The organism is Streptomyces cinereoruber (assembly GCF_009299385.1).
GTDB lineage: Bacteria > Actinomycetota > Actinomycetes > Streptomycetales > Streptomycetaceae > Streptomyces > Streptomyces bikiniensis.
This window is the reverse complement of sequence record NZ_CP023693.1, coordinates 5649908-5668429: the sequence shown is the minus strand read 5'-3', so window position 1 is coordinate 5668429 and position 18522 is coordinate 5649908. Positions and strand designations below refer to the sequence as shown.

Below are 18522 nucleotides of genomic sequence, written 5' to 3'. Positions count from 1 at the left end.
CTTCGGGCCACTGCCGCTACCGCTCGGTGAGGCCCTGGTCCCGCGCGTCCGCGGGCGCGTGCCGGGGGACGGTGACCGTCACCCGCAGGCCGTGCGGTGCGTTCGGCGCGAAGGCCACCCCGCCCCCGCCCGCCGTCAGCAGGACGCGCGCGATGGAGAGGCCGAGGCCCGAGCCCTTGACGTTCTGGTGCCGGCCCGAGCGCCAGAAGCGGTCGCCGACCCGGCCCAGCTCCTCCTCGGTGAGGCCGGGTCCGCGGTCGGCGACGACGACGGCGACGCTCGTCCGGTCCGGGACGACCGTGACCGTGACCTCCTCCCCGGCCGGGGTGAACTTCAGCGCGTTGTCGATCACCGCGTCGAGGGCGCTGGAGAGGGCCACCGGGTCCGCCCAGGCCGTGACCGCCCCGCACTTCCCCTCCAGGACGACCCCCTTGTCCTCGGCGACGGGCCGCCAGGACGCGACCCGCTCGGCGGTGAGCGCGCCGACGTCGGTGAGCCTGAGCTCGGCCGCCGCGTGCTCGGCGAGCGCCAGGTCGAGGAGGTCGTCGAGGACCTGGGCGAGCCGCTTGCCCTCGGTCCGTACGGAGGCGATCTCCTCGTTCCCCTCGGGCAGTTCCAGGGCGAGCAGCTCGATCCGCAGGAGCAGCGCGGCGAGCGGGTTGCGCAGCTGGTGGGAGGCGTCGGCGACGAAGGCCCGCTGCTGTTCGAGGGCCTCCTCGACGTGGTCGGCCATCTCGTTGAAGGAGTGCGCGAGGCGCCGCAGCTCGGGCGGGCCCCCGGCGGCGGCGACCCGGGAGTTCATCCGGCCGGTGGCGATGTCGTGGGTGACGGCGTCGAGGACGCGGACCGGCCGCAGCACCCAGCCGGTGAGCCGGAAGGCCGCGCCGACGGCGAGCAGCATCGCGGCGGCCTCGCCCGCGAAGATCAGCAGCCAGCCGCGCAGGATGCGGGAGCGGAGCTGGCCGGTGGGCGAGTCGGTGACGACGACGGCGACGACGTCGCCGTCCCGGACGACCGGGGAGGCGATGGCGAGCCGCGCGTGGGGCTGCCAGGGCCACACCTGGGGCGGGTCGTGGCTGCGGCGCCCGAGCAGCGCCTCGTTGAAGGCGCGCCTGGCCTCCCCGTCGTACGGGACGACCCACTCCTCGGGGGCGGCGGCCATGGACCGGTTGTCGCGGTAGAAGCTCCCGGCCCGGATGCCGTACACGTCGTGGTAGCTGGCGAGTTCGCCGCCGAGCGTGACGAGCCGCTCGTCGTTGCCGAAGCTGCGCTTGTCGACGTACTGGGCGAGGGCGGCGAAGCGCGCGGCGTCGTCGAGCCGGTCGACGATGACCCGCTGCTGTTCGGAGGCGGCGAGGCTGGCGGCGAGCGGGAAGCCCAGGGCGAGGAGCACGCCGGCCATGAGGACGATGAGCAGCGGGAGGAGTCGGGTGCGCACGGAGGGGCCGCCGGGCGGTTACGCGGCGGGGGCGACCAGGCGGTAGCCGACGCCCCGCACGGTCTCGATCAGGGCGGGCATCCGCAGCTTGGAGCGCAGGGAGGCGACGTGCACCTCCAGGGTGCGGCCGGTCCCCTCCCAACTGGTGTGCCAGACCTCGCTGATGATCTGCTCGCGGCGGAAGACGACGCCGGGCCGCTGGGCGAGGAGGGCGAGGAGGTCGAACTCCTTGCGGGTCAGCTGGACGCTCTCGCCCTCGACGCTGACCCGGCGGGTGGGCAGCTCGATGGTGACGGAGCCGAGGCGCAGCCGGGTCCCGTCGGTGGTCCCGGGGGTCCCGCCGGTCTCCTCGGGGCCGGTGCTGCGCCGGCTGACGGCGTGGATGCGGGCGAGGAGCTCGCCGGGGTCGTAGGGCTTGACGACGTAGTCGTCGGCGCCGAGGTTCAGGCCGTGGATCCGGGAGCGCACGTCCCCGCGCGCGGTCACCATGATCACCGGGGTGGTGGTGAGCTTCCGGATGCGGCCGCAGACCTGGTAGCCGTCCTGGTCGGGCAGGCCGAGGTCGAGCAGGATCACCCCGTACGAGGGGCGCTCGCCGTGCGCGGTGGGCAGGACGGCCTGGAGCGCCTCCTCGCCGTTGCGGGCGTGGGTGACGGCGAAGCCGTGCTTCGCGAGGATCGCGGAGAGGGCGGCGGCGACGTGGTCGTCGTCCTCCACGAGCAGCAGTCGCATGCGTACCTCCTCCGTGATCTTCCGTGTCGTTCGCGCCGTTCGCGCTTTCCGCGCCGTTCCGTGGCGCTCGCGCCGGGCGCCGGGCGCCCTTGCCGGGTCTCTGTGTACCAGGTGGTACCAGAGCATGAACACCGGACGTGGGCGTCACAGTCAAGTGTCCCCCCGTTACGCGGGCGTTTCCGTGATGCACCTGGTACGGGGGCCGGTGTCGCCTTCACGCGGTGTGTCCGGTTGCGGCCGGATCGTTATCCTCAATTTCCGCTCAGATGTGATGACGCTCGTCACATCCGGTCTCTAGTGTCCTCCCCAACCGAGGAGGACGGAGCAAGAGGCCGATGAGCGGAGAGTCAGTGTCGAAGGATCCGAAGGACGCCCTGTCCAAGGGTCCGCAGGACACCCCGCGCGCCGCGGACGACCTGGTCGTACTGTCCGACGTGAACAAGCACTTCGGCGCACTGCATGTCCTCCAGGACATCGATCTGACGATCACCCGCGGCGAGGTCGTGGTCGTCATCGGACCGTCGGGGTCCGGCAAGTCGACGCTGTGCCGCACGATCAACCGGCTGGAGAGCATCGACTCCGGCACCATCACCATCGACGGCAAGCCACTGCCGCAGGAGGGCAAGGAGCTCGCCCGGCTGCGGTCCGACGTCGGCATGGTGTTCCAGTCGTTCAACCTGTTCTCGCACAAGACGGTGCTCGAGAACGTGATGCTGGGGCAGATCAAGGTCCGGAAGACGGAGAAGAAGGCCGCCGAGGCGAAGGCGCGCGCACTGCTCGACCGGGTGGGCGTGGGCACGCAGGCGGACAAGTACCCGGCCCAGCTCTCCGGCGGTCAGCAGCAGCGCGTGGCGATCGCCCGCGCGCTCGCGATGGACCCGAAGGTCATGCTCTTCGACGAGCCGACCTCGGCCCTCGACCCCGAGATGATCAACGAGGTCCTGGAGGTCATGCAGCAGCTGGCCCGGGACGGCATGACGATGGTGGTCGTGACCCACGAGATGGGTTTCGCGCGCTCCGCCGCCAACCGGGTCGTCTTCATGGCGGACGGGAAGATCGTCGAACAGGCCTCTCCCGAGGAGTTCTTCAGCAACCCGCGCAGCGACCGCGCCAAGGACTTCCTCTCCAAGATCCTTCACCACTGAGCGAGTTCGGACCTATTCTTCCCAACTCACGCCTAGCCAAGGGACTTTCCTCGATGAAGCTTCGCAACACCCCCGCCGCCGTCGCGGCCGTCGCCCTGCTCGCGCTGACCGCGACGGCCTGTGGTGGCGGGTCCGACTCCGGGAGCAACGGCGACAAGATCACCGTCGGCATCAAGTTCGACCAGCCCGGCCTGGGCCTGAAGACCCCGGACGGCAAGTACGTCGGCTTCGACGTCGACGTCGCCCGTTACGTGGCCAAGGAGCTCGGCTACACCGAGGACAAGATCAACTTCAAGCAGGCGCCGAGCGCCGAGCGCGAGAACCTGATCAAGAACGGCGACGTGAAGTTCATCGTCGCCAGCTACTCGATCAACGACAAGCGCAAGAAGGAGGTCGACTTCGCCGGTCCGTACTTCCTGGCCCACCAGGACCTGCTCGTGCGCGCCGACGACACCTCGATCACCAAGGTCGAGGACCTCAACTCCAAGAAGCTCTGCTCGGTCACGGGCTCGACCTCCGCGCAGAACGTCCGCGACAAGCTCGCCCCCGATGCCGACCTCCAGCAGCTCGGCGGCTACTCCGAGTGCCTGACCGGCCTGCAGAACAAGCGCGTCGACGCCCTCACCACCGACGACTCCATCCTCGCGGGCTACGCCTCGCAGAAGGAGCACCAGGGCAAGTTCAAGCTCGCCGGCCTGCGCATGAGCGACGAGAACTACGGCATCGGCCTCAAGAAGGGCGACGACGAGCTGCGCGGCAAGATCAACAAGGCGCTGGAGAAGATGGTCTCCGACGGCACCTGGGAGAAGCTCGTCAAGGAGCACTTCGGTCCGTCCGGCTACAAGTACGAGCCCGCGCCGAAGGTCCAGGGCTGATCCACCCCGCCTCCACAGTGACGGCCGTCCCCGTGCGGGACGGCCGTCACTCCGGCACCGGCCGCCGCCACCCCGGCGGCCTCCACACCGACCGACCACCAGGGGAGAGCGCGGGGCATCGTGTTCGACTTTCTTGATTCCGGGCAGTACGACCTGCTCGGCGCCTTCTGGGTGACGGCGCAACTCGCCTTCTACTCGGCGATCGGCTCACTGATCTGGGGCACGGCTCTGGCCGCCATGCGGGTCAGCCCGGTCCCGCTCATGCGGTCCTTCGGCACCGCGTACGTCAACTTCGTCCGGAACACCCCGCTGACCGTGGTCATCGTGGCCTGTTCCCTGGTCCTCGACCAGACTCTCGGGGTCACACTCGGCGGCTCCGACTTCAAGGAGATCGGCTTCCGCCTCGCGATCCTCGGACTGGTCGCGTACACCGGCACGTTCGTCTGCGAGGCGCTGCGCTCCGGCATCAACACGGTGCCGCCGGGCCAGGCCGAGGCCGCCCGCGCGCTCGGCCTGAGCTTCTTCCAGGTCCTCACCCTGGTGGTGCTCCCGCAGGCCTTCCGCGCCGCGGTGACCCCGCTCGCCAACGTCCTCATCGCCCTCACCAAGAACACCACCGTGGCGGCGGCCATCAGCGCCGCCGAGGCGGCGTTCCTGATGAAGGAGATGATCGAGAACGAGGCCCAGGCGCTCTTCACGGTCTTCGCGATCTTCGCCTTTGGCTTCATCGTCCTCACCCTCCCCACCGGCCTCGTTCTGGGCTGGGCGGCCAAGCGACTGGCGGTGAAGCGATGAGCTCCGTCCTGTACGACAACCCCGGCCCGCGCGCCAAGCGGCGCAACGTCCTCTACACGGCCGGCTTCCTCGCGGTCCTCGCCGTGCTGGCCTGGTGGGTGCTCTCCGCGCTCGCCGACAAGGGCCAGCTGGACGCCGACAAGTGGAGCCCGTTCGTCACCGACGTCCGGGTCTGGACGACGTACCTGCTGCCGGGTCTGGTCGAGACCCTCAAGGCCGCCGCGCTCTCCATCCTGATCGCGCTGCCGCTCGGCGCCCTCCTCGGCATCGGCCGGCTCTCCGACCACCGCTGGGTGCGGGTGCCCGTCGGCACGGTCGTGGAGTTCTTCCGCGCCATCCCGGTCCTGCTCCTGATGATGTTCGCGAGCGCCGTGTACGCGCAGTTCACGCCCGTGAGCTCCGACTTCCGCCCGCTGTACGCGGTCGTCACCGGCCTGGTCCTCTACAACGCCTCGGTCATCGCCGAGGTCGTCCGGGCCGGCGTCCTCTCGCTGCCCCGGGGCCAGGGCGACGCGGCCGTCGCGCTCGGCATGCGCAAGGGCCAGACCATGCTGTACGTGCTGCTCCCGCAGGCCGTGACCGTCATGCTCCCGGCCCTGGTCAGCCAGCTCGTCGTGATCGTCAAGGACACCGCGCTCGGCGGCGCCCTGCTCGGCTTCCCCGAACTGCTCAGCCAGAACCGGCAGATCACGGCCAACTACGGCGCCAACACGATCGCCACCTTCACGGTCATCGCGCTGATCTTCATCGCCCTCAACTTCGCCCTGACCACCCTGGCCGGCCGGCTGGAGCGGCGGCTGCGGCAGGGCCGGAAGACGGCCGGCGTCACCGAGAGCGCGGTCACGAAGACCGGCAAGACCCCGGCGGAGGCCGTCAGCGAGGCGTGACCCTGCGGGGTCCCTCTGCACGACGGGTCACCCGCGAGGGTCCCGGAACCACGGGGGCGGGCGGGACGGCACCGACACGAGGTCGGCCGTCCGGCCCGCCCTTTCGCATGCGCCGCCGGGCCGGGCCAGGCTGGGTTGGATCAGGTTGGGCTGGGCTGGGCCGAATCGGATCGGTTCAGGCCGGGCCGGGCTCCGCATCGGTCCCGGTGAGTGAGTGCCACATCGGCCCCGGCAGGTGGGTGTCGTCCCACCGTCCACACGGCGCCGCACCGCCGTTCGCCGCACCCGTTCGAGGACGGCCGCACCGCGCCCACCCCGTCGCTTGACGCGGGCACCCCCAGTGGGTTGCATACGGTCTGTGATCAACCACCGGGCCCGTGCCACACTCGACCGTGCTGCCCTCATGACCGTCCGGCCTTCAGGAGCCGCGCCGTGGACCCGGTGATCATCGTGGGTGCGGGACCGGTCGGTCTCGCGCTCTCCCTCGCGCTCGCCGCGCAGGGCGTGCCCAGCGTCGTCCTCGACGAGGGCCCCGGCAAGGAGGAGCCCCGCCCGGCCCGGAGCGTCGTCCTGCGCGCCGACATGGCCGCGATGGTCGAACGCCTCGGCTGCACGACCCTCCGTGACGAGGGGGTCCGCTGGGTCGGCTGGCGCGGCATGCGCCGCCGCCAGGTGGTACGCCACCTGGAGCTGGACCTGGGCCTCGGCGGTACGGAGGAGTGGTCCGAGGACCCCGCCTCGCCCGCCGCCCCGGCCGCCCCGCTGCACATCCCCCAGCACGCCCTGGCCCGCGGCCTGCGCGACGCCATCGCCCGGCAGAAGCTGGTCGAACTCGTCCCCGAGGCCCGGCTCGACACCATCGAACAGGACCGGGACGGGGTCGTCGCCCACACCCGGGGCCCGGCGGGCACCTGGTGGCGCGGCAGCCACCTCGTGGGCTGCGACGGCGCCCGCTCGACGGTGCGCAAGCTGCTCGGCATCCGCTTCCCCGGCCGTACGGCGGTGGAACGGCACGCCGTCGCCGCGCTGCGCACCGAACTCCCATGGCCCGGCGAGGCCCTGCTGCACCGTCAGCCGCCGTGGCGCGGCGCCGCCGAGGAGATCGGCGCGCGCCCGCTGCCCGACGGCGTGTGGCGGATCGACTGGCTGCTGCCGCCGCGCGGCGACCTGGTCACCCCGGACGCGCTGATCGCCCGCATCCGCGAGACCCTGGCCGGCTGGTGCGACGGGGTGACGCCCCCGTACGAACTCATCGACACCGGGGTGCACACGCTGCACCACCGGCTGGCCCGGCGCTGGCGGGTCGACCGGGTCCTCCTCGCCGGGGACGCGGCGCACCTGCTCGGCGCGGTCGGCACCCAGGGGCTCGACGAGGGCCTGCGGGACGTGGACAACCTCGCCTGGAAGCTCGCCCTCACCTGGCACCACGGCGGTTCGGACCGGCTGCTCGACAGCTACCAGAGCGAGCGGCGGGCGGCCGTGGCCACCCGGCTGCGGGCGGCGGACCAGTCGCTGCCGGTGCTGCGCGGCGGCGGGGGCCTGCGGACGTACCTGCCCGGGGCCACGCGCGGCCACGACGCCCTGCTGACCGACGGGCACGTGGGGCGCGGCCCGCTGGGCGCGCCTCCCGCGTACCCGCACTCCCCCCTCGCACCTCCGTACGCCGACGGGCAGATCCCGGTCGGGACCCCGCCGGGCGCCCCCGTCGAGGACGTCCGCGTGACCGCCCCCGACGGCACGACCGTACGGCTCCGGGACCGGCTCGGCCGGGGCCGGCTCCTGGTCCTCCTGATCGCGCCCGGCACGGGGGTGTGGGACCGGCGCCACTGGCGGACCGCCGGGGTGATGCCCCGCCTGGAGGAGGCCGTGCGCGCCCTTCCGGTGCGGTCCGAGGTCCTGGTGTCGGAGGCCTACCCGGGGGCTCCGGCCCACGCCGTCCTCCTCGTACGGCCCGACGGGCACCTCGTGGCCGCGTTCTCCGGGGTGCGCCCCGAGGAGCTGTACGAGGCGGCGGACGCGGCCCGTGGCGGCCCCCTCACCGACCGGGAGCCCGCCGGGGTGTCCTCGGAGAGATCCTCCGGGACGGCTTCCGGGAAGTCCTCGGGGGCGCCCGTGGGGAGCGACCGCACGGCGGACATGCATTGATTCCGCCGGGGACGCGTGGTGTACTCCGGAACGTGACCGACACCGATGTGCGCCTGTGGCGGAGGGTCCACATGGACCTCCTCCGCTACGCGGGCTGCGTGTGTCGCCCGTCCCGCTGATCTCGCCCCTTCCCCGCGCGCCGCGCCGCACCCTCGCCGCACCCCTCCGCGTCGTCCGCCGACGCGGGTCCGTGCGTGCCGTGTGCCGTGTGCCGTCGCGCGCTCTTCGCGAACCCCAGGACGGTCACCCGTGTCCCAGCACGCCACTTCACTTCCACCCACCGCCCCCGCTCCCGCCTCCGCCCCGTCGGCTCCGGGCGCTCCGACGGCGGCCGAGCTGCTCGACTTCGTCCGGCGCACGGCCGCCGATCGGGAACTGATCGCCTCCCTGCCGCTCGACCCCGAGGGCCGTACCTGGGTACGGCTCGACGGCCCCGGCGGCAGCGAGGCCTGGCTCATCGGCTGGCCGCCCGGCACGGGCACCGGCTGGCACGACCACGCCGAGTCGCAGGGCGCCTTCGCGACCGCGCGCGGGACCCTGACCGAGAACGCGCTCGCGGTCCGGCTGCCGGCGAGCGGCTGGAAGACCCTGGAGCTGGCCGACGGGGTGGACCGCTCCCGCCGGCTGGGGGAGGGCGCGGGGCGGGCCTTCGGCCGCCACCACGTGCACGAGGTGCTCAACGAGTCCCCGGACACCCACGCCGTGTCGGTACACGCCTACCATCCGCCGCTCCCGCTGATCCGGCGCTTCAGCCGGACGGGCCCGGTGCTCCGCCTGGAACAGGTCGAGCGCCCGGAGGACTGGCAGTGAGCGGGGAGTGGAGAGAGCGGGAGGAGCCGGTGGACCGGGAAGAGCTGGTGGAACAGAGGGAGCGGAGGGAACGGGTGGCGGAGCGGATGGGCATCGACGCGCTTCTGGAGCAGGTCAGAGCGGGCCTCGACCGGATCGATCCCCGGGCCGCCCACGAGGCGTACGAGGCGGGTGACGCGCTCCTGGTGGACACGCGCTACGCGGCCCTGCGGGAGCGGGACGGGCTGATCCCGGGCGCGCTGATCGTGGAGCGCAACGAGCTGGAGTGGCGGCTCGACCCGCTGGGCAGCCACCGCGCGGCGGAGGCCGACAGCCACGACCTGCGGGTGGTGGTCCTCTGCGACGAGGGTTACGCCTCCTCCCTCGCGGCCGAGTCCCTGCGCCGCCTGGGCCTGCACCGGGCGACGGACCTCATCGGCGGCTTCCAGGCCTGGAAGGCCGCCGGCCTCCCGGTCCTCCTCCCGGCGGCCCGGGGCTGACACGACCGGCGGGCCCTCTCCCTACCGAGCCGACCGGGTCCTCACCGTCTGCCGAACCGGCCGGGTCCTCACCGGCCATCGGGCCGGCCGGATCCTCACCGCCCGCCGGACCGGACAGACAGTCACCACCCACCGAACCGGCTGGAACCCCGCCGTCCGCCGAGCCCACCGGGTCTTCACCACCCGCCGGACCGACCAGGCATTCGGTGCCCACCGGGCCGGGCAGCCCTCACCGCCCGCCGGACCGGACAAGTGGCGAGTCCTTCTGCCCCCGTGTCAGAAGGACTCGTCCAGCCCGTCCGTGTCCTCGCCCTCCGCCTCCAGCGCCTGCCGGACGACGCGGAGGGCCATGCCCTCGGGATACCCCTTGCGGGCCAGCATGCCGGCGAGCCGCCGCAGTCGCCGGTCGCGGTCCAGGCCGCGGGTGGCGCGCAGCTTGCGGGCCACGAGCTCGCGGGCCGTGGCCTCCTCCCGCTCGGAGTCGAGCTGGTCCACCGCCTCCTGGATGAGGGTGGGCTCGACGCCCTTGGTGCGCAGCTCCCGGGCGAGGGCGCGACGGGCGAGGCCCCGGCCGTGGTGGCGGGACTCCACCCAGGCCCCCGCGAAGGCGGCGTCGTCGATGAGCCCGACGTCCTCGAAGCGGGAGAGGACCTCTTCCGCGACCTCGTCGGGGATCTCCCGCTTGCGCAGCGCGTCGGCCAGCTGCTTGCGCGTGCGGGGGGTCCCGGTGAGCAGGCGCAGGCAGATCGCGCGCGCCCGCTCGGCCGGATCCTGGGGTGACGGCTCCTTCTCGGCCCTCGACGAGTCGGGGCCGTCACCCGGCCATTCGGTACGACCGGTCACCGGTTCAGCTCTTGACCGCGGTGGCCTTGGTCGCCTTCGCGGTCTTGGCCGCGGGTGCCGGGACGCTCTTGGCGGCGTCGTCCGCGCCGGTCGCGTCCGTGGCCGCCGCGTCCGCGCCCGGCTCGGCCGACAGGGCCTCGGGACGGACGCCGACGCCCAGCTTCTCCTTGATCTTCTTCTCGATCTCGTTGGCGAGGTCGGGGTTGTCCTTCAGGAAGTTGCGGGCGTTCTCCTTGCCCTGGCCGAGCTGGTCGCCCTCGTAGGTGTACCAGGCGCCGGCCTTGCGGACGAAGCCGTGCTCGACGCCCATGTCGATCAGGCCGCCCTCGCGGCTGATGCCCTGGCCGTAGAGGATGTCGAACTCGGCCTGCTTGAAGGGGGGCGCGACCTTGTTCTTGACGACCTTGACGCGGGTGCGGTTGCCGACCGCGTCCGTGCCGTCCTTGAGGGTCTCGATGCGGCGGATGTCGAGGCGCACCGAGGCGTAGAACTTGAGGGCGCGGCCACCGGTCGTGGTCTCCGGCGAGCCGAACATCACGCCGATCTTCTCGCGGAGCTGGTTGATGAAGATCGCGGTGGTCTTGGACTGGTTGAGCGCGCTGGTGATCTTCCGGAGGGCCTGGCTCATCAGGCGGGCCTGGAGGCCCACGTGCGAGTCGCCCATCTCGCCCTCGATCTCCGCGCGCGGGACGAGCGCGGCGACGGAGTCGATGACGATCAGGTCGAGGGCGCCGGAGCGGACCAGCATGTCGACGATCTCGAGGGCCTGCTCGCCGTTGTCCGGCTGGGACAGGATGAGGTTGTCGATGTCGACGCCGAGCTTCTTGGCGTACTCGGGGTCGAGGGCGTGCTCGGCGTCGACGAAGGCGACCTGGCCGCCGGCCTTCTGCGCGTTGGCGACGGCGTGCAGGGTCAGGGTCGTCTTGCCGGAGGACTCCGGTCCGTAGATCTCCACGACACGGCCGCGCGGCAGTCCACCGACGCCGAGGGCGACGTCCAGGGCGGTCGAGCCGGTGGAGATCACCTCGATCGGCTCCTGGGTGCGGTCGCCCATGCGCATCACGGCGCCCTTGCCGAATTGGCGTTCAATCTGTGCGAGTGCGGCGTCGAGCGCCTTCTCGCGGTCGGTTCCTGCCATGGGTTCCACCCGGTTTGCTTGAGTCGATCGCTTCATGTGAAAGACGCTAACCCCTGCCACTGACAATGGGCCCCGGCGTCCCGCCCGCCCTGTGGAAAACCCCGCGACAACCCCGCGATTCCAAGGGCCGGACCTCCATGAGAATGGATGTTCGATTTTAGTGTCAAGCGCGCCACGCGGGCCCGGACCACCGCGTCGAGGGGTCCCCGCGATGGTCGCACCGAGCCCTCCGGGGACATCTGGACCCCGCTTCCCCGCCATCGCCGCCCTGCGCCGGAATCTCCGCCGCCCGGACCGACGCGGCCCACGAGCGCGGCGACGCCTCGCGCCCGCCGGACCGCCCCGGGGGCGGACGAGGACGACGCCGGGAGCCGCGTCAGCTCCGTACCACCGGCAGCAGCTCCGGCCGCTTGGCCCCGCGGCCGTCGCCGGACGAGCGGCCGCGCAGCCGCCGGCCCAGCCAGGGCCCCAGGAAGGACCCGGCCCAGCGCAGTTCGGCGCGGAGGCCCGCGGGGAGGGGGACGTCCGGCGGCGGCAGCGGGCGGGTCCAGGCGTCGTCGGCGCCGGGCAGGCCGAGGGCCTCGGCGACGGCGGCGGCGATGCGCGCGTGTCCCAGCGGTCCGGCGTGCAGCCGGTCGGGGCTCCACAGCCGGGGGTCGGTGACGACCGGATGGTGACCGGTCTCCACGACGACGACGCCGTACCGGCCCGAGACCTCCCGGACGCGCGCGTTGAGAGCCTGGACGCGGGGGACGAGCGGCCGGGCCAGCGGGGTGATGCGGCCGACGTCGGGGAAGGTCAGGGTCGCCACGCGCGCGCCCTGCCCGGTCAGCGCGGCGAACATCTCCTCCAGGTGCCCGGCCGTCGCGTCCGCGTCGAACCCGGGCCGCAGCAGGTCGTTGAACCCGGCGACGACCGTGGCCAGGTCCGGCCGGAGCGCGAGGGCGGGGGCGAGCTGATCGGCGCGCACCTGCCCGGCGAGGCGGCCCCGTACGGCCAGGTTGGCGTAGAGCGTGCCCGGCCGGTCCCTGGCGAGCAGTTCGGCGAGCCGGTCCGCCCAGCCGCGCAGGCCACCGGCGTCGTCGCCGTCGCCGACGCCCTCCGTCTGGCTGTCCCCCAGCGCGACGTACCGCAGAAACGCGCCGTCCGTCATCGGACCCCCGCTCTCTCCCAGCAACCGACCCGGCGGGCGGGCAGACCCGCGAGCCGTGCCGCACCCGCCCCCACCATACTCACTTTATTGACTACCCAACTGCGCGAATACTCCCGGGTCCCGCCCTCCGCCCTATCCTTCGACGCATGCCCCTCCCCCTCCGCCCCTCCGGCGGCGGCCGCCCGTCACCGCGCGCCGCCGACGCCCTCGTGGCCGGCGCCGTCCTGCTCGTGGTGGCGGTCTGGACGCTCGTCGCGGGGCTCCGCGCGAGCGAGCCCCCGCTCCGCGCGGCGCTCGGCTGGGCGCTCGTCCTGGCCGGCTGCGGGGCCCTGTACTTCCGGCGGCGGCGGCCGGTCGCCACCGCCGTCGTCACGCTGCTCGCCTGCGCCGTCTACTACCCGCTGTCCGCCCAGGACGGCCCACTCATGATCGCCTTCGCGCTCGCCCTCTACACGACCGCCGCCGAAGGGCGCTTCGCCGCCGCCGTCGCCCTCGGCGCCGTCACCCTGCTCGCGGTCGGCGCCGGCGAGATCCGGCAGCAGCCGGGACACCGGCAGATCGACGACACCTCGCTCGCCATGCTGGCCGGCTGGCTGATCAGCCTGGTCGCCGTGGGCCGGGCCCAGCGCACCCGGGCCGCCTACCTCCACGAGGTGGAGCAGCGGGCGCTGGCCGCCGAGCGGGAGCAGGAGGCGCGGGCCCGGCAGAGCGCCGCCGAGGAGCGGCTGCGGATCGCCCGCGAGGTCCACGACGTCCTCGGCCACAGCATCTCGCTGATCAACGTGCAGTCCGGGGCCGCGCTGCACCGGCTCGGCAAGAAGCCGGCCCCCGAGGCCGGACTCGCCGCCGCGACCGAGGCCCTGGAGGCGGTGAGGGCCACCAGCAAGGACGCGCTGCGCGAGCTGCGGGCGACCCTGGGGGTGCTGCGCCGGGCCGACGAGCCCACCCCGACGACCCCCGCCTCCTCCGGCCTCGCGCTCCTCGGCGACCTCGCCGAACGGGCCCGGAGCGCCGGCCTCGACGTCCGTACGGGCGTCACGGGCGCCCCCGCGCCGCTGCCGCCGCCCGTCGACCTCGCCGCGTACCGGATCGTGCAGGAGTCCCTGACGAACATCGCCCGGCACGCGCGCGCGAGGACCGTGGACATCGGCCTCGACTGGGGCCCGGACGCGGTGCGGCTGCGGATCGCGGACGACGGCGAGGGCGCCCCGGAGGACCGCCCGCTGGGCAGCGGCATCCGGGGCATGGCCGAGCGGGCCCGCGCGCTCGGCGGCGAACTGACCGCGGGGAACGGGAGGGACGGCGGCTTCCTGGTGGACGCCCGACTGCCGTACGCCGTGCCTTCCGCCCCCGGGGAAGGCCCCCGGGAGAACACCCGATGACCCGTTCCGTACCCGAGAAGAGCCCCCGGGAGGGCGCCCCGATGATCCGTGTCGTGCTGGCCGACGACCAGACCCTGGTCCGGGCCGGTTTCCGGTCGATCCTCTCCGACGAGGAGGACATCGAGGTCGTCGGGGAGGCCGGCGACGGGGAGCGGGCGATCGGCCTCGCCCGCGAACTGCGCCCGGACGTGGTCCTGATGGACATCCGGATGCCGGTGCTCGACGGGCTCGAAGCCACCCGCCGCATCACCGCCGACGAACGGCTCGAAGGGGTCCGGGTGGTCATCCTGACCACCTTCGACGCGGACGACCACGTGTACGGGGCGCTGCGCGCCGGCGCCTCGGGCTTCCTCGTCAAGGACACCGAGCCGATGGAACTGCTGCACGCGGTACGGGTCGTGGCGCGCGGCGACGCCCTGATCTCCCCGGCCGTGACCCGCCGCCTGATCGCCGAGTTCGCCGGGCGCGCCGAGCGGCAGCCGGACCCGAGCCCCCGCCTGAACGCCCTCACCGAGCGGGAGCGCGAGGTCCTCGGCCTGGTGGGCGCGGGGCTCTCCAACGACGAGATCGCCGGCCGTCTGGTCCTCTCCCCCGCCACCGCCAAGACCCACGTCAGCCGGATCATGACCAAGCTGGCCGTGCGGGACCGGGCGCAGCTGGTGATCCTGGCGTACGAGTCCGGGATGATCACGCCGGGCTGGCTGGCCTGACCCCTCCCCCTAGGGGGAAGGAGCCCGGGGGAACAACCCACGGAGTACGCGCGCGTGGACCGGCGCAACCACCGGGGTACGGCCGGTGTCCACCCCGGGCCGACGCCGGGCCCCGAGCCCTACGCCGACGCTGGACGGGTGAACCAGGACGTACTCGATCTCGCGCGGCTGCAGTTCGCCCTCACCGCCGGCGGCCACTTCCTCTTCGTCGCCCTCACCCTCGGCCTCGCGACGGTCGTGGCGGTGCTCCAGACATGGGCGACGCTCGGCCGAAACCCGCTCCACGCGCGCATGGTGCGCTTCTGGGGCCAGCTGTACGTGATCAACTACGCGGTCGGGATCGTCACCGGCCTCGTGATGGAGTTCCAGTTCGGCATGGCCTGGAGCGGGCTCACGCACGAGGCGGGCAACGTCCTGGGCGCCTCCCTCGCCGTCGAGACGGTCGTGGCGTTCTTCGTCGAGTCGACCTTCCTCGGCCTGTGGATCTTCGGCTGGCACCGGCTCAACCGCTGGGCCCATCTGGCCGCGATCTGGATCGTCGTCCTGACCGCCTACCTGTCGGCGTACTGGATCCTCGTCTCCAACGGCTTCCTCAACCGCCCCGTGGGGTACCGCTCCGAGGACGGCGGGCTCGTGCTCGACGACCCGGTCGCCGTCCTCACCAACCCCTCCGCCCTCCTCGCCTTCGGCCACGTCCTGGCGGGGGCACTGCTCACCGCCGGTTTCTTCATGGCCGGGGTGAGCGCGTACCACCTCTTCCGCCGCAGCCCCGAGTGGGAGTTCTTCGGCCGCAGCCTGCGCATCGGGGTGTTCCTGTCGGCGCCCGCGCTGATGGCGGCGGCCGTCTTCGGCGGGCTCCAGCTCGGGTCCCTCACCACGTTCCAGCCGATGAAGTCGGCCGTCTTCAGCGGGAAGGCGGCCGAGGTCGCGCGCCTCCAGGCGGAGATGACGGAACGTTTCGGGCCGGGCGACTACGTGCCCTCGGAGGCGTGGACCCGAGGCGGCGGCCTGGTGATGCTCCTCTGCTTCGCCCTGATGATGTACCTGTGCTTCGCCGGGGTGATCCTGGCCTGCTTCAAGAAGGCCGTCTTCCGGTTCCGGCTCTGGCACGTCGTCCTGATGGCGGCCGTGCCGCTGCCGTACCTCGCGATGATCAGCGGCTGGGTGTTCCGGGAGGCGGGCCGGCAGCCCTGGGTGGTGTACGGGCTCCTCAAGACGGAGGACGCGGTCTCGGACCTCTCCCCCGGCGCCATGCGCCTCTCCCTCACCGTCTTCACCACCCTCTTCGTGCTGCTCGCCGTCCTCGACGCCCGGCTCCTGGTCCGGCACGCCCGCCGCGGTCCCGTCGACTCCGGTCTAGGCCACGACGAGCGCCCGGCCCCCGGCGACGGGCCGGACGGGACACCCGACCCGGCCGACGCGCTGCCGGCCCCGCGCTACTGACCCCCCGTCCCGATCCCAAGAAGCCTCCAAGAAGTCCCCCCAGAAACCTCCGAGAAGAGGAGCCCCCGTGGAGACCCTGGCCATCGCCCTGCTCGCCTTCTTCACCGCGGGCTGGTTCGTCCTCGCCGGGGCGGACGTCGGCACCGGCATGCTCGCCCCCTGGCTCGGCCGGAACGACCGCGAGCGGCGGCTCGTCCTCGCCTCCTTCGCCCCCTTCTTCCTGGGCAACGAGGTCTGGCTGGTCGCCGCCGCAGGGATCCTCGTCGGCTGCTTCCCCGCCCTCGAAGGGGATCTCCTGAGCGGTCAGTTCCCGGTCGTCGTGGCCCTGCTCGCCGGCTGGATCGTGCGCGACACGGGCCTCTGGTCGCGCGGCCGGGGCGCCGGACCCCGCTGGCGGGCCGGCTGCGACGCCGCCGTGGCCTGCGGGAGCTGGACCGTCGCGCTCTCCTGGGGGTGGCTGCTCGCCGCCCTGCTCACCGGGCGTCCGTACACCCCGGCGACCGGCCCCACGGCGGTCCTCACCTCCCTCGCCGTGGCCGCGCTGTTCGCCGCGCACGGCCTCGGCTTCGCCGTGCTGCGGCTCACGGGAACGCCGTACGAGCGGGCCCGCCGGCTCGTCGGGCGGACCGGACACCCGTGGCAGTCCTTCGCGCTCACCGGCGTCCTGCTCGCCGGGCTGCCGCTCTGGGCGGGGGCCGCGCTGCCGCTGGCCGAACGGGCGGCGGACCCCGCCACGCTCGCCCTGCTCGTGCCCGCCCTCCTCGTCGTCACCCCCCTGCTCGTGGCCGTCCAGGCCTGGACCTGGTACGCCTTCCGGCACCGGGTGACCCGCCCCTCGTACCTCTGAGGCCCGCGTTCCCGGGGGGCGGACCGGAACGCCTCACTCCTCCGACGCGGACTCCTTCTTGTGGTGCAGGGCCTTCTGCAGCCGGGCGACCACCGCCTCGCCGTACCTGCGGTGGCCGTGGACGCGCGGGTCGTCCGTCACGTCGTACCGCTTCACGTACGCGCCGAGGAAGGCCTGCAGGGTGGCGACGGCCGGGATCGCGATCAGCGCGCCGACGGCCCCGAGCAGCGCCGTGCCCGCGATGACCGAACCGAAGGCCACCGCCGGGTGGATGTCCACGGTCTTCGAGGTGAGCTTGGGCTGGAGGACGTAGTTCTCGAACTGCTGGTAGACCACGACGAAGCCGAGCACCCACACCGCGTACCAGGGGTTGACGGTGAAGGCGATCAGCATCGGCAGGGCGCCGGCCAGATAGGTGCCGATGGTCGGGATGAACTGCGAGACCAGACCGACCCACACGGCGAGCGCCGGGGCGTACGGCACGTCCAGGATCTCGAAGAGCACGAAGTGCGCGGCGCCCGAGATGAGGGCCATCAGGCCGCGCGAATACAGATAGCCGCCGGTCTTGTCGACCGCGATCTCCCACGCCCGCAGCACCTCGGCCTGCCGGGCGGGCGGCAGGACGGAGCAGAGCGCGCGCCGCAGCCGGGGCCCGTCGGCCGCGAAGTAGAACGAGAACAGGAAGATCGTGAGGAGCCGGAACAGGCCGCCGAGGACGGTGGTGGAGACGTCGAGGACGCCGGACGCGCTGTTCTGCACGTACCTCTGCAGCCAGTCGGACTTGAGCAGGCTGTCCTGGACCTCGACCCTCGACAGGTCCGTGTGGAAGCTGTCGTTGATCCATTTGATCAGCGAGTCGAGGTACTGGGGGAAGTTCTCGACCATGTCGACGATCTGTCCGGCGAGCATCGATCCCAGGAGGACGACGAAGCCGACGCCGAAGACGAGGACGGCGAGGAAGACGAGGAAGGTGGCGAGGCCCCGGCGCATCCCGCGCGCCGCCATGCGCCCGACCGCCGGTTCGATGGCGAGGGCGAGGAAGAAGGCCAGGAGGATGTTGACGAGGAGGCCGACGAGCTGGTGGAAGGCCCAGTTGCCCAGCAGGAAGCAGGCGTAGAGCGCGAAGGCCAGGACGAACGCGCGGGGCAGCCAGCGCGGCATCCGCGCGGTGGGATCCGGGGGCACGGCCCCGGGAGCGCTCGCTTCGGGCCCGGCAGCCGGGGCCGGGGAAGCGGAAACCGTCACGTCGGTCGACCCGGTCCTGCCGGTGCCGCCGGGCGCGCCGGTGATCGCGTCGGAGCCGTGGGGCTTTCCGGCACCACGGGCCTCGTCGGTCTTGTCGGTCTTGTCGGTCTTGTCGTCGCTGTCGTCAGTCGGGGCCACCCCGCCAGTCTCGCGCACCGCGCGGACATTCCTCCCCGGCGGTCCGTTCCCCAGTGGTCCGCTCCCGGGCGGACCGGCGACGGGTCAGCGCTTGTCGGCGGGCACGTCCACCGCGGCGCAGACGGCGCGCCACACGTCCTTGGCCTCCCAGCCGGCGTCCAGCGCCTCCCGCACGGTCCGGCCCCCGAGTTCCGCCATCACATGGTCGCTCGCGAAGGACTCGGCGTACGACGCACCGAAGTGGTCGGCCATCCGTTCCCAGAAAATCGTCAACCGCATGCCCCCAGTATCCCGCTCCCAAGAGTGCAGCCCGCTCC

The 18522-nt window shown here is 72.9% G+C and carries 19 protein-coding genes; 12 read left to right on the top strand and 7 right to left on the bottom strand.

Annotation, left to right across the window (positions count from 1 at the left end; translation table 11 throughout):
• Positions 1–16: 16 nt before the first annotated feature.
• Both CP977_RS25665 and CP977_RS25660 read right to left on the bottom strand, forming a co-directional pair.
• A complete protein-coding gene (locus tag CP977_RS25665; RefSeq protein ID WP_152370873.1) occupies positions 17–1438 on the bottom strand; it encodes a sensor histidine kinase in 1422 nt (473 codons plus the stop codon).
• Between the two features lie 18 nt (positions 1439–1456).
• Positions 1457–2170, bottom strand: coding sequence for a response regulator transcription factor (locus CP977_RS25660; protein ID WP_062751888.1), 714 nt, complete (start codon positions 2168–2170; stop codon positions 1457–1459).
• Between the two features lie 335 nt (positions 2171–2505).
• Here CP977_RS25660 and CP977_RS25655 point away from each other — a divergent pair, with 335 nt between their 5' ends.
• The 8 genes from CP977_RS25655 (at position 2506) to CP977_RS25625 (ending at position 9306) form a co-directional block, all read left to right on the top strand.
• A complete protein-coding gene (locus CP977_RS25655; protein ID WP_372460781.1) occupies positions 2506–3315 on the top strand; it encodes an amino acid ABC transporter ATP-binding protein in 810 nt (269 codons plus the stop codon).
• A gap of 53 nt (positions 3316–3368) precedes the next feature.
• Positions 3369–4190, top strand: coding sequence for a glutamate ABC transporter substrate-binding protein (locus CP977_RS25650; RefSeq protein WP_152370872.1), 822 nt, complete (start codon positions 3369–3371; stop codon positions 4188–4190).
• Between the two features lie 120 nt (positions 4191–4310).
• A complete protein-coding gene (locus tag CP977_RS25645) occupies positions 4311–4985 on the top strand; it encodes an amino acid ABC transporter permease (protein ID WP_109184152.1) in 675 nt (224 codons plus the stop codon).
• Positions 4982–5872, top strand: a complete 891-nt coding sequence (locus tag CP977_RS25640) for an amino acid ABC transporter permease (RefSeq protein ID WP_152370871.1) — start codon at positions 4982–4984, stop codon at positions 5870–5872. Before CP977_RS25645 ends, CP977_RS25640 begins: the two co-directional genes overlap by 4 nt.
• Before the next feature lie 432 nt (positions 5873–6304).
• The gene (locus tag CP977_RS25635) at positions 6305–8017 is read left to right on the top strand and encodes an FAD-dependent monooxygenase (RefSeq protein WP_152370870.1); all 1713 of its coding nucleotides are present in this window, start codon (positions 6305–6307) and stop codon (positions 8015–8017) included.
• A gap of 32 nt (positions 8018–8049) precedes the next feature.
• Complete coding sequence (locus tag CP977_RS35565) at positions 8050–8136, top strand: putative leader peptide (protein WP_356322043.1); 87 nt, start codon at positions 8050–8052, stop codon at positions 8134–8136.
• A gap of 130 nt (positions 8137–8266) precedes the next feature.
• A complete protein-coding gene (locus CP977_RS25630; RefSeq protein ID WP_109184149.1) occupies positions 8267–8827 on the top strand; it encodes a cupin domain-containing protein in 561 nt (186 codons plus the stop codon).
• A gap of 86 nt (positions 8828–8913) precedes the next feature.
• Positions 8914–9306 carry a rhodanese-like domain-containing protein gene (locus CP977_RS25625; RefSeq protein WP_183953402.1) on the top strand — a complete coding sequence of 131 codons (393 nt, stop codon included), beginning with the start codon at positions 8914–8916 and terminating at the stop codon, positions 9304–9306.
• A 276-nt stretch (positions 9307–9582) separates the two neighbouring features.
• On the opposite strand, the gene recX is transcribed toward CP977_RS25625, so the two are convergent.
• From recX to CP977_RS25610, 3 genes are all read right to left on the bottom strand, one after another.
• Positions 9583–10149: a recombination regulator RecX gene (recX, locus tag CP977_RS25620; RefSeq protein ID WP_030221366.1), complete on the bottom strand. Its 567-nt coding sequence runs from the start codon at positions 10147–10149 to the stop codon at positions 9583–9585.
• 4 nt (positions 10150–10153) lie between these two features.
• Entirely contained in the window at positions 10154–11287 is a 1134-nt protein-coding gene (gene recA, locus CP977_RS25615) for a recombinase RecA (RefSeq protein WP_062751894.1), read from the bottom strand.
• Between the two features lie 376 nt (positions 11288–11663).
• A complete protein-coding gene (locus tag CP977_RS25610) occupies positions 11664–12440 on the bottom strand; it encodes an SGNH/GDSL hydrolase family protein (RefSeq protein ID WP_152370869.1) in 777 nt (258 codons plus the stop codon).
• Between the two features lie 146 nt (positions 12441–12586).
• On the opposite strand from CP977_RS25610, the gene CP977_RS25605 reads away from it, so the two are divergent.
• The 4 genes from CP977_RS25605 to CP977_RS25590 all read left to right on the top strand — a co-directional run bounded on the left by CP977_RS25605 (position 12587) and on the right by CP977_RS25590 (position 16822).
• Positions 12587–13822: a sensor histidine kinase gene (locus CP977_RS25605; protein WP_152370868.1), complete on the top strand. Its 1236-nt coding sequence runs from the start codon at positions 12587–12589 to the stop codon at positions 13820–13822.
• A 41-nt stretch (positions 13823–13863) separates the two neighbouring features.
• Positions 13864–14532, top strand: coding sequence for a response regulator (locus CP977_RS25600; RefSeq protein ID WP_109184909.1), 669 nt, complete (start codon positions 13864–13866; stop codon positions 14530–14532).
• Between the two features lie 138 nt (positions 14533–14670).
• Positions 14671–15975, top strand: a complete 1305-nt coding sequence (locus tag CP977_RS25595; RefSeq protein WP_152370867.1) for a cytochrome ubiquinol oxidase subunit I — start codon at positions 14671–14673, stop codon at positions 15973–15975.
• A 67-nt stretch (positions 15976–16042) separates the two neighbouring features.
• The gene (locus CP977_RS25590; RefSeq protein ID WP_062751898.1) at positions 16043–16822 is read left to right on the top strand and encodes a cytochrome d ubiquinol oxidase subunit II; all 780 of its coding nucleotides are present in this window, start codon (positions 16043–16045) and stop codon (positions 16820–16822) included.
• 33 nt (positions 16823–16855) lie between these two features.
• On the opposite strand, the gene CP977_RS25585 is transcribed toward CP977_RS25590, so the two are convergent.
• Positions 16856–17983 carry an AI-2E family transporter gene (locus tag CP977_RS25585; RefSeq protein ID WP_109184908.1) on the bottom strand — a complete coding sequence of 376 codons (1128 nt, stop codon included), beginning with the start codon at positions 17981–17983 and terminating at the stop codon, positions 16856–16858.
• Positions 17984–18289: 306 nt separating this feature from the next.
• Positions 18290–18484, bottom strand: coding sequence for a DUF3046 domain-containing protein (locus CP977_RS25580; protein ID WP_030221389.1), 195 nt, complete (start codon positions 18482–18484; stop codon positions 18290–18292).
• Positions 18485–18522: the final 38 nt, after the last annotated feature.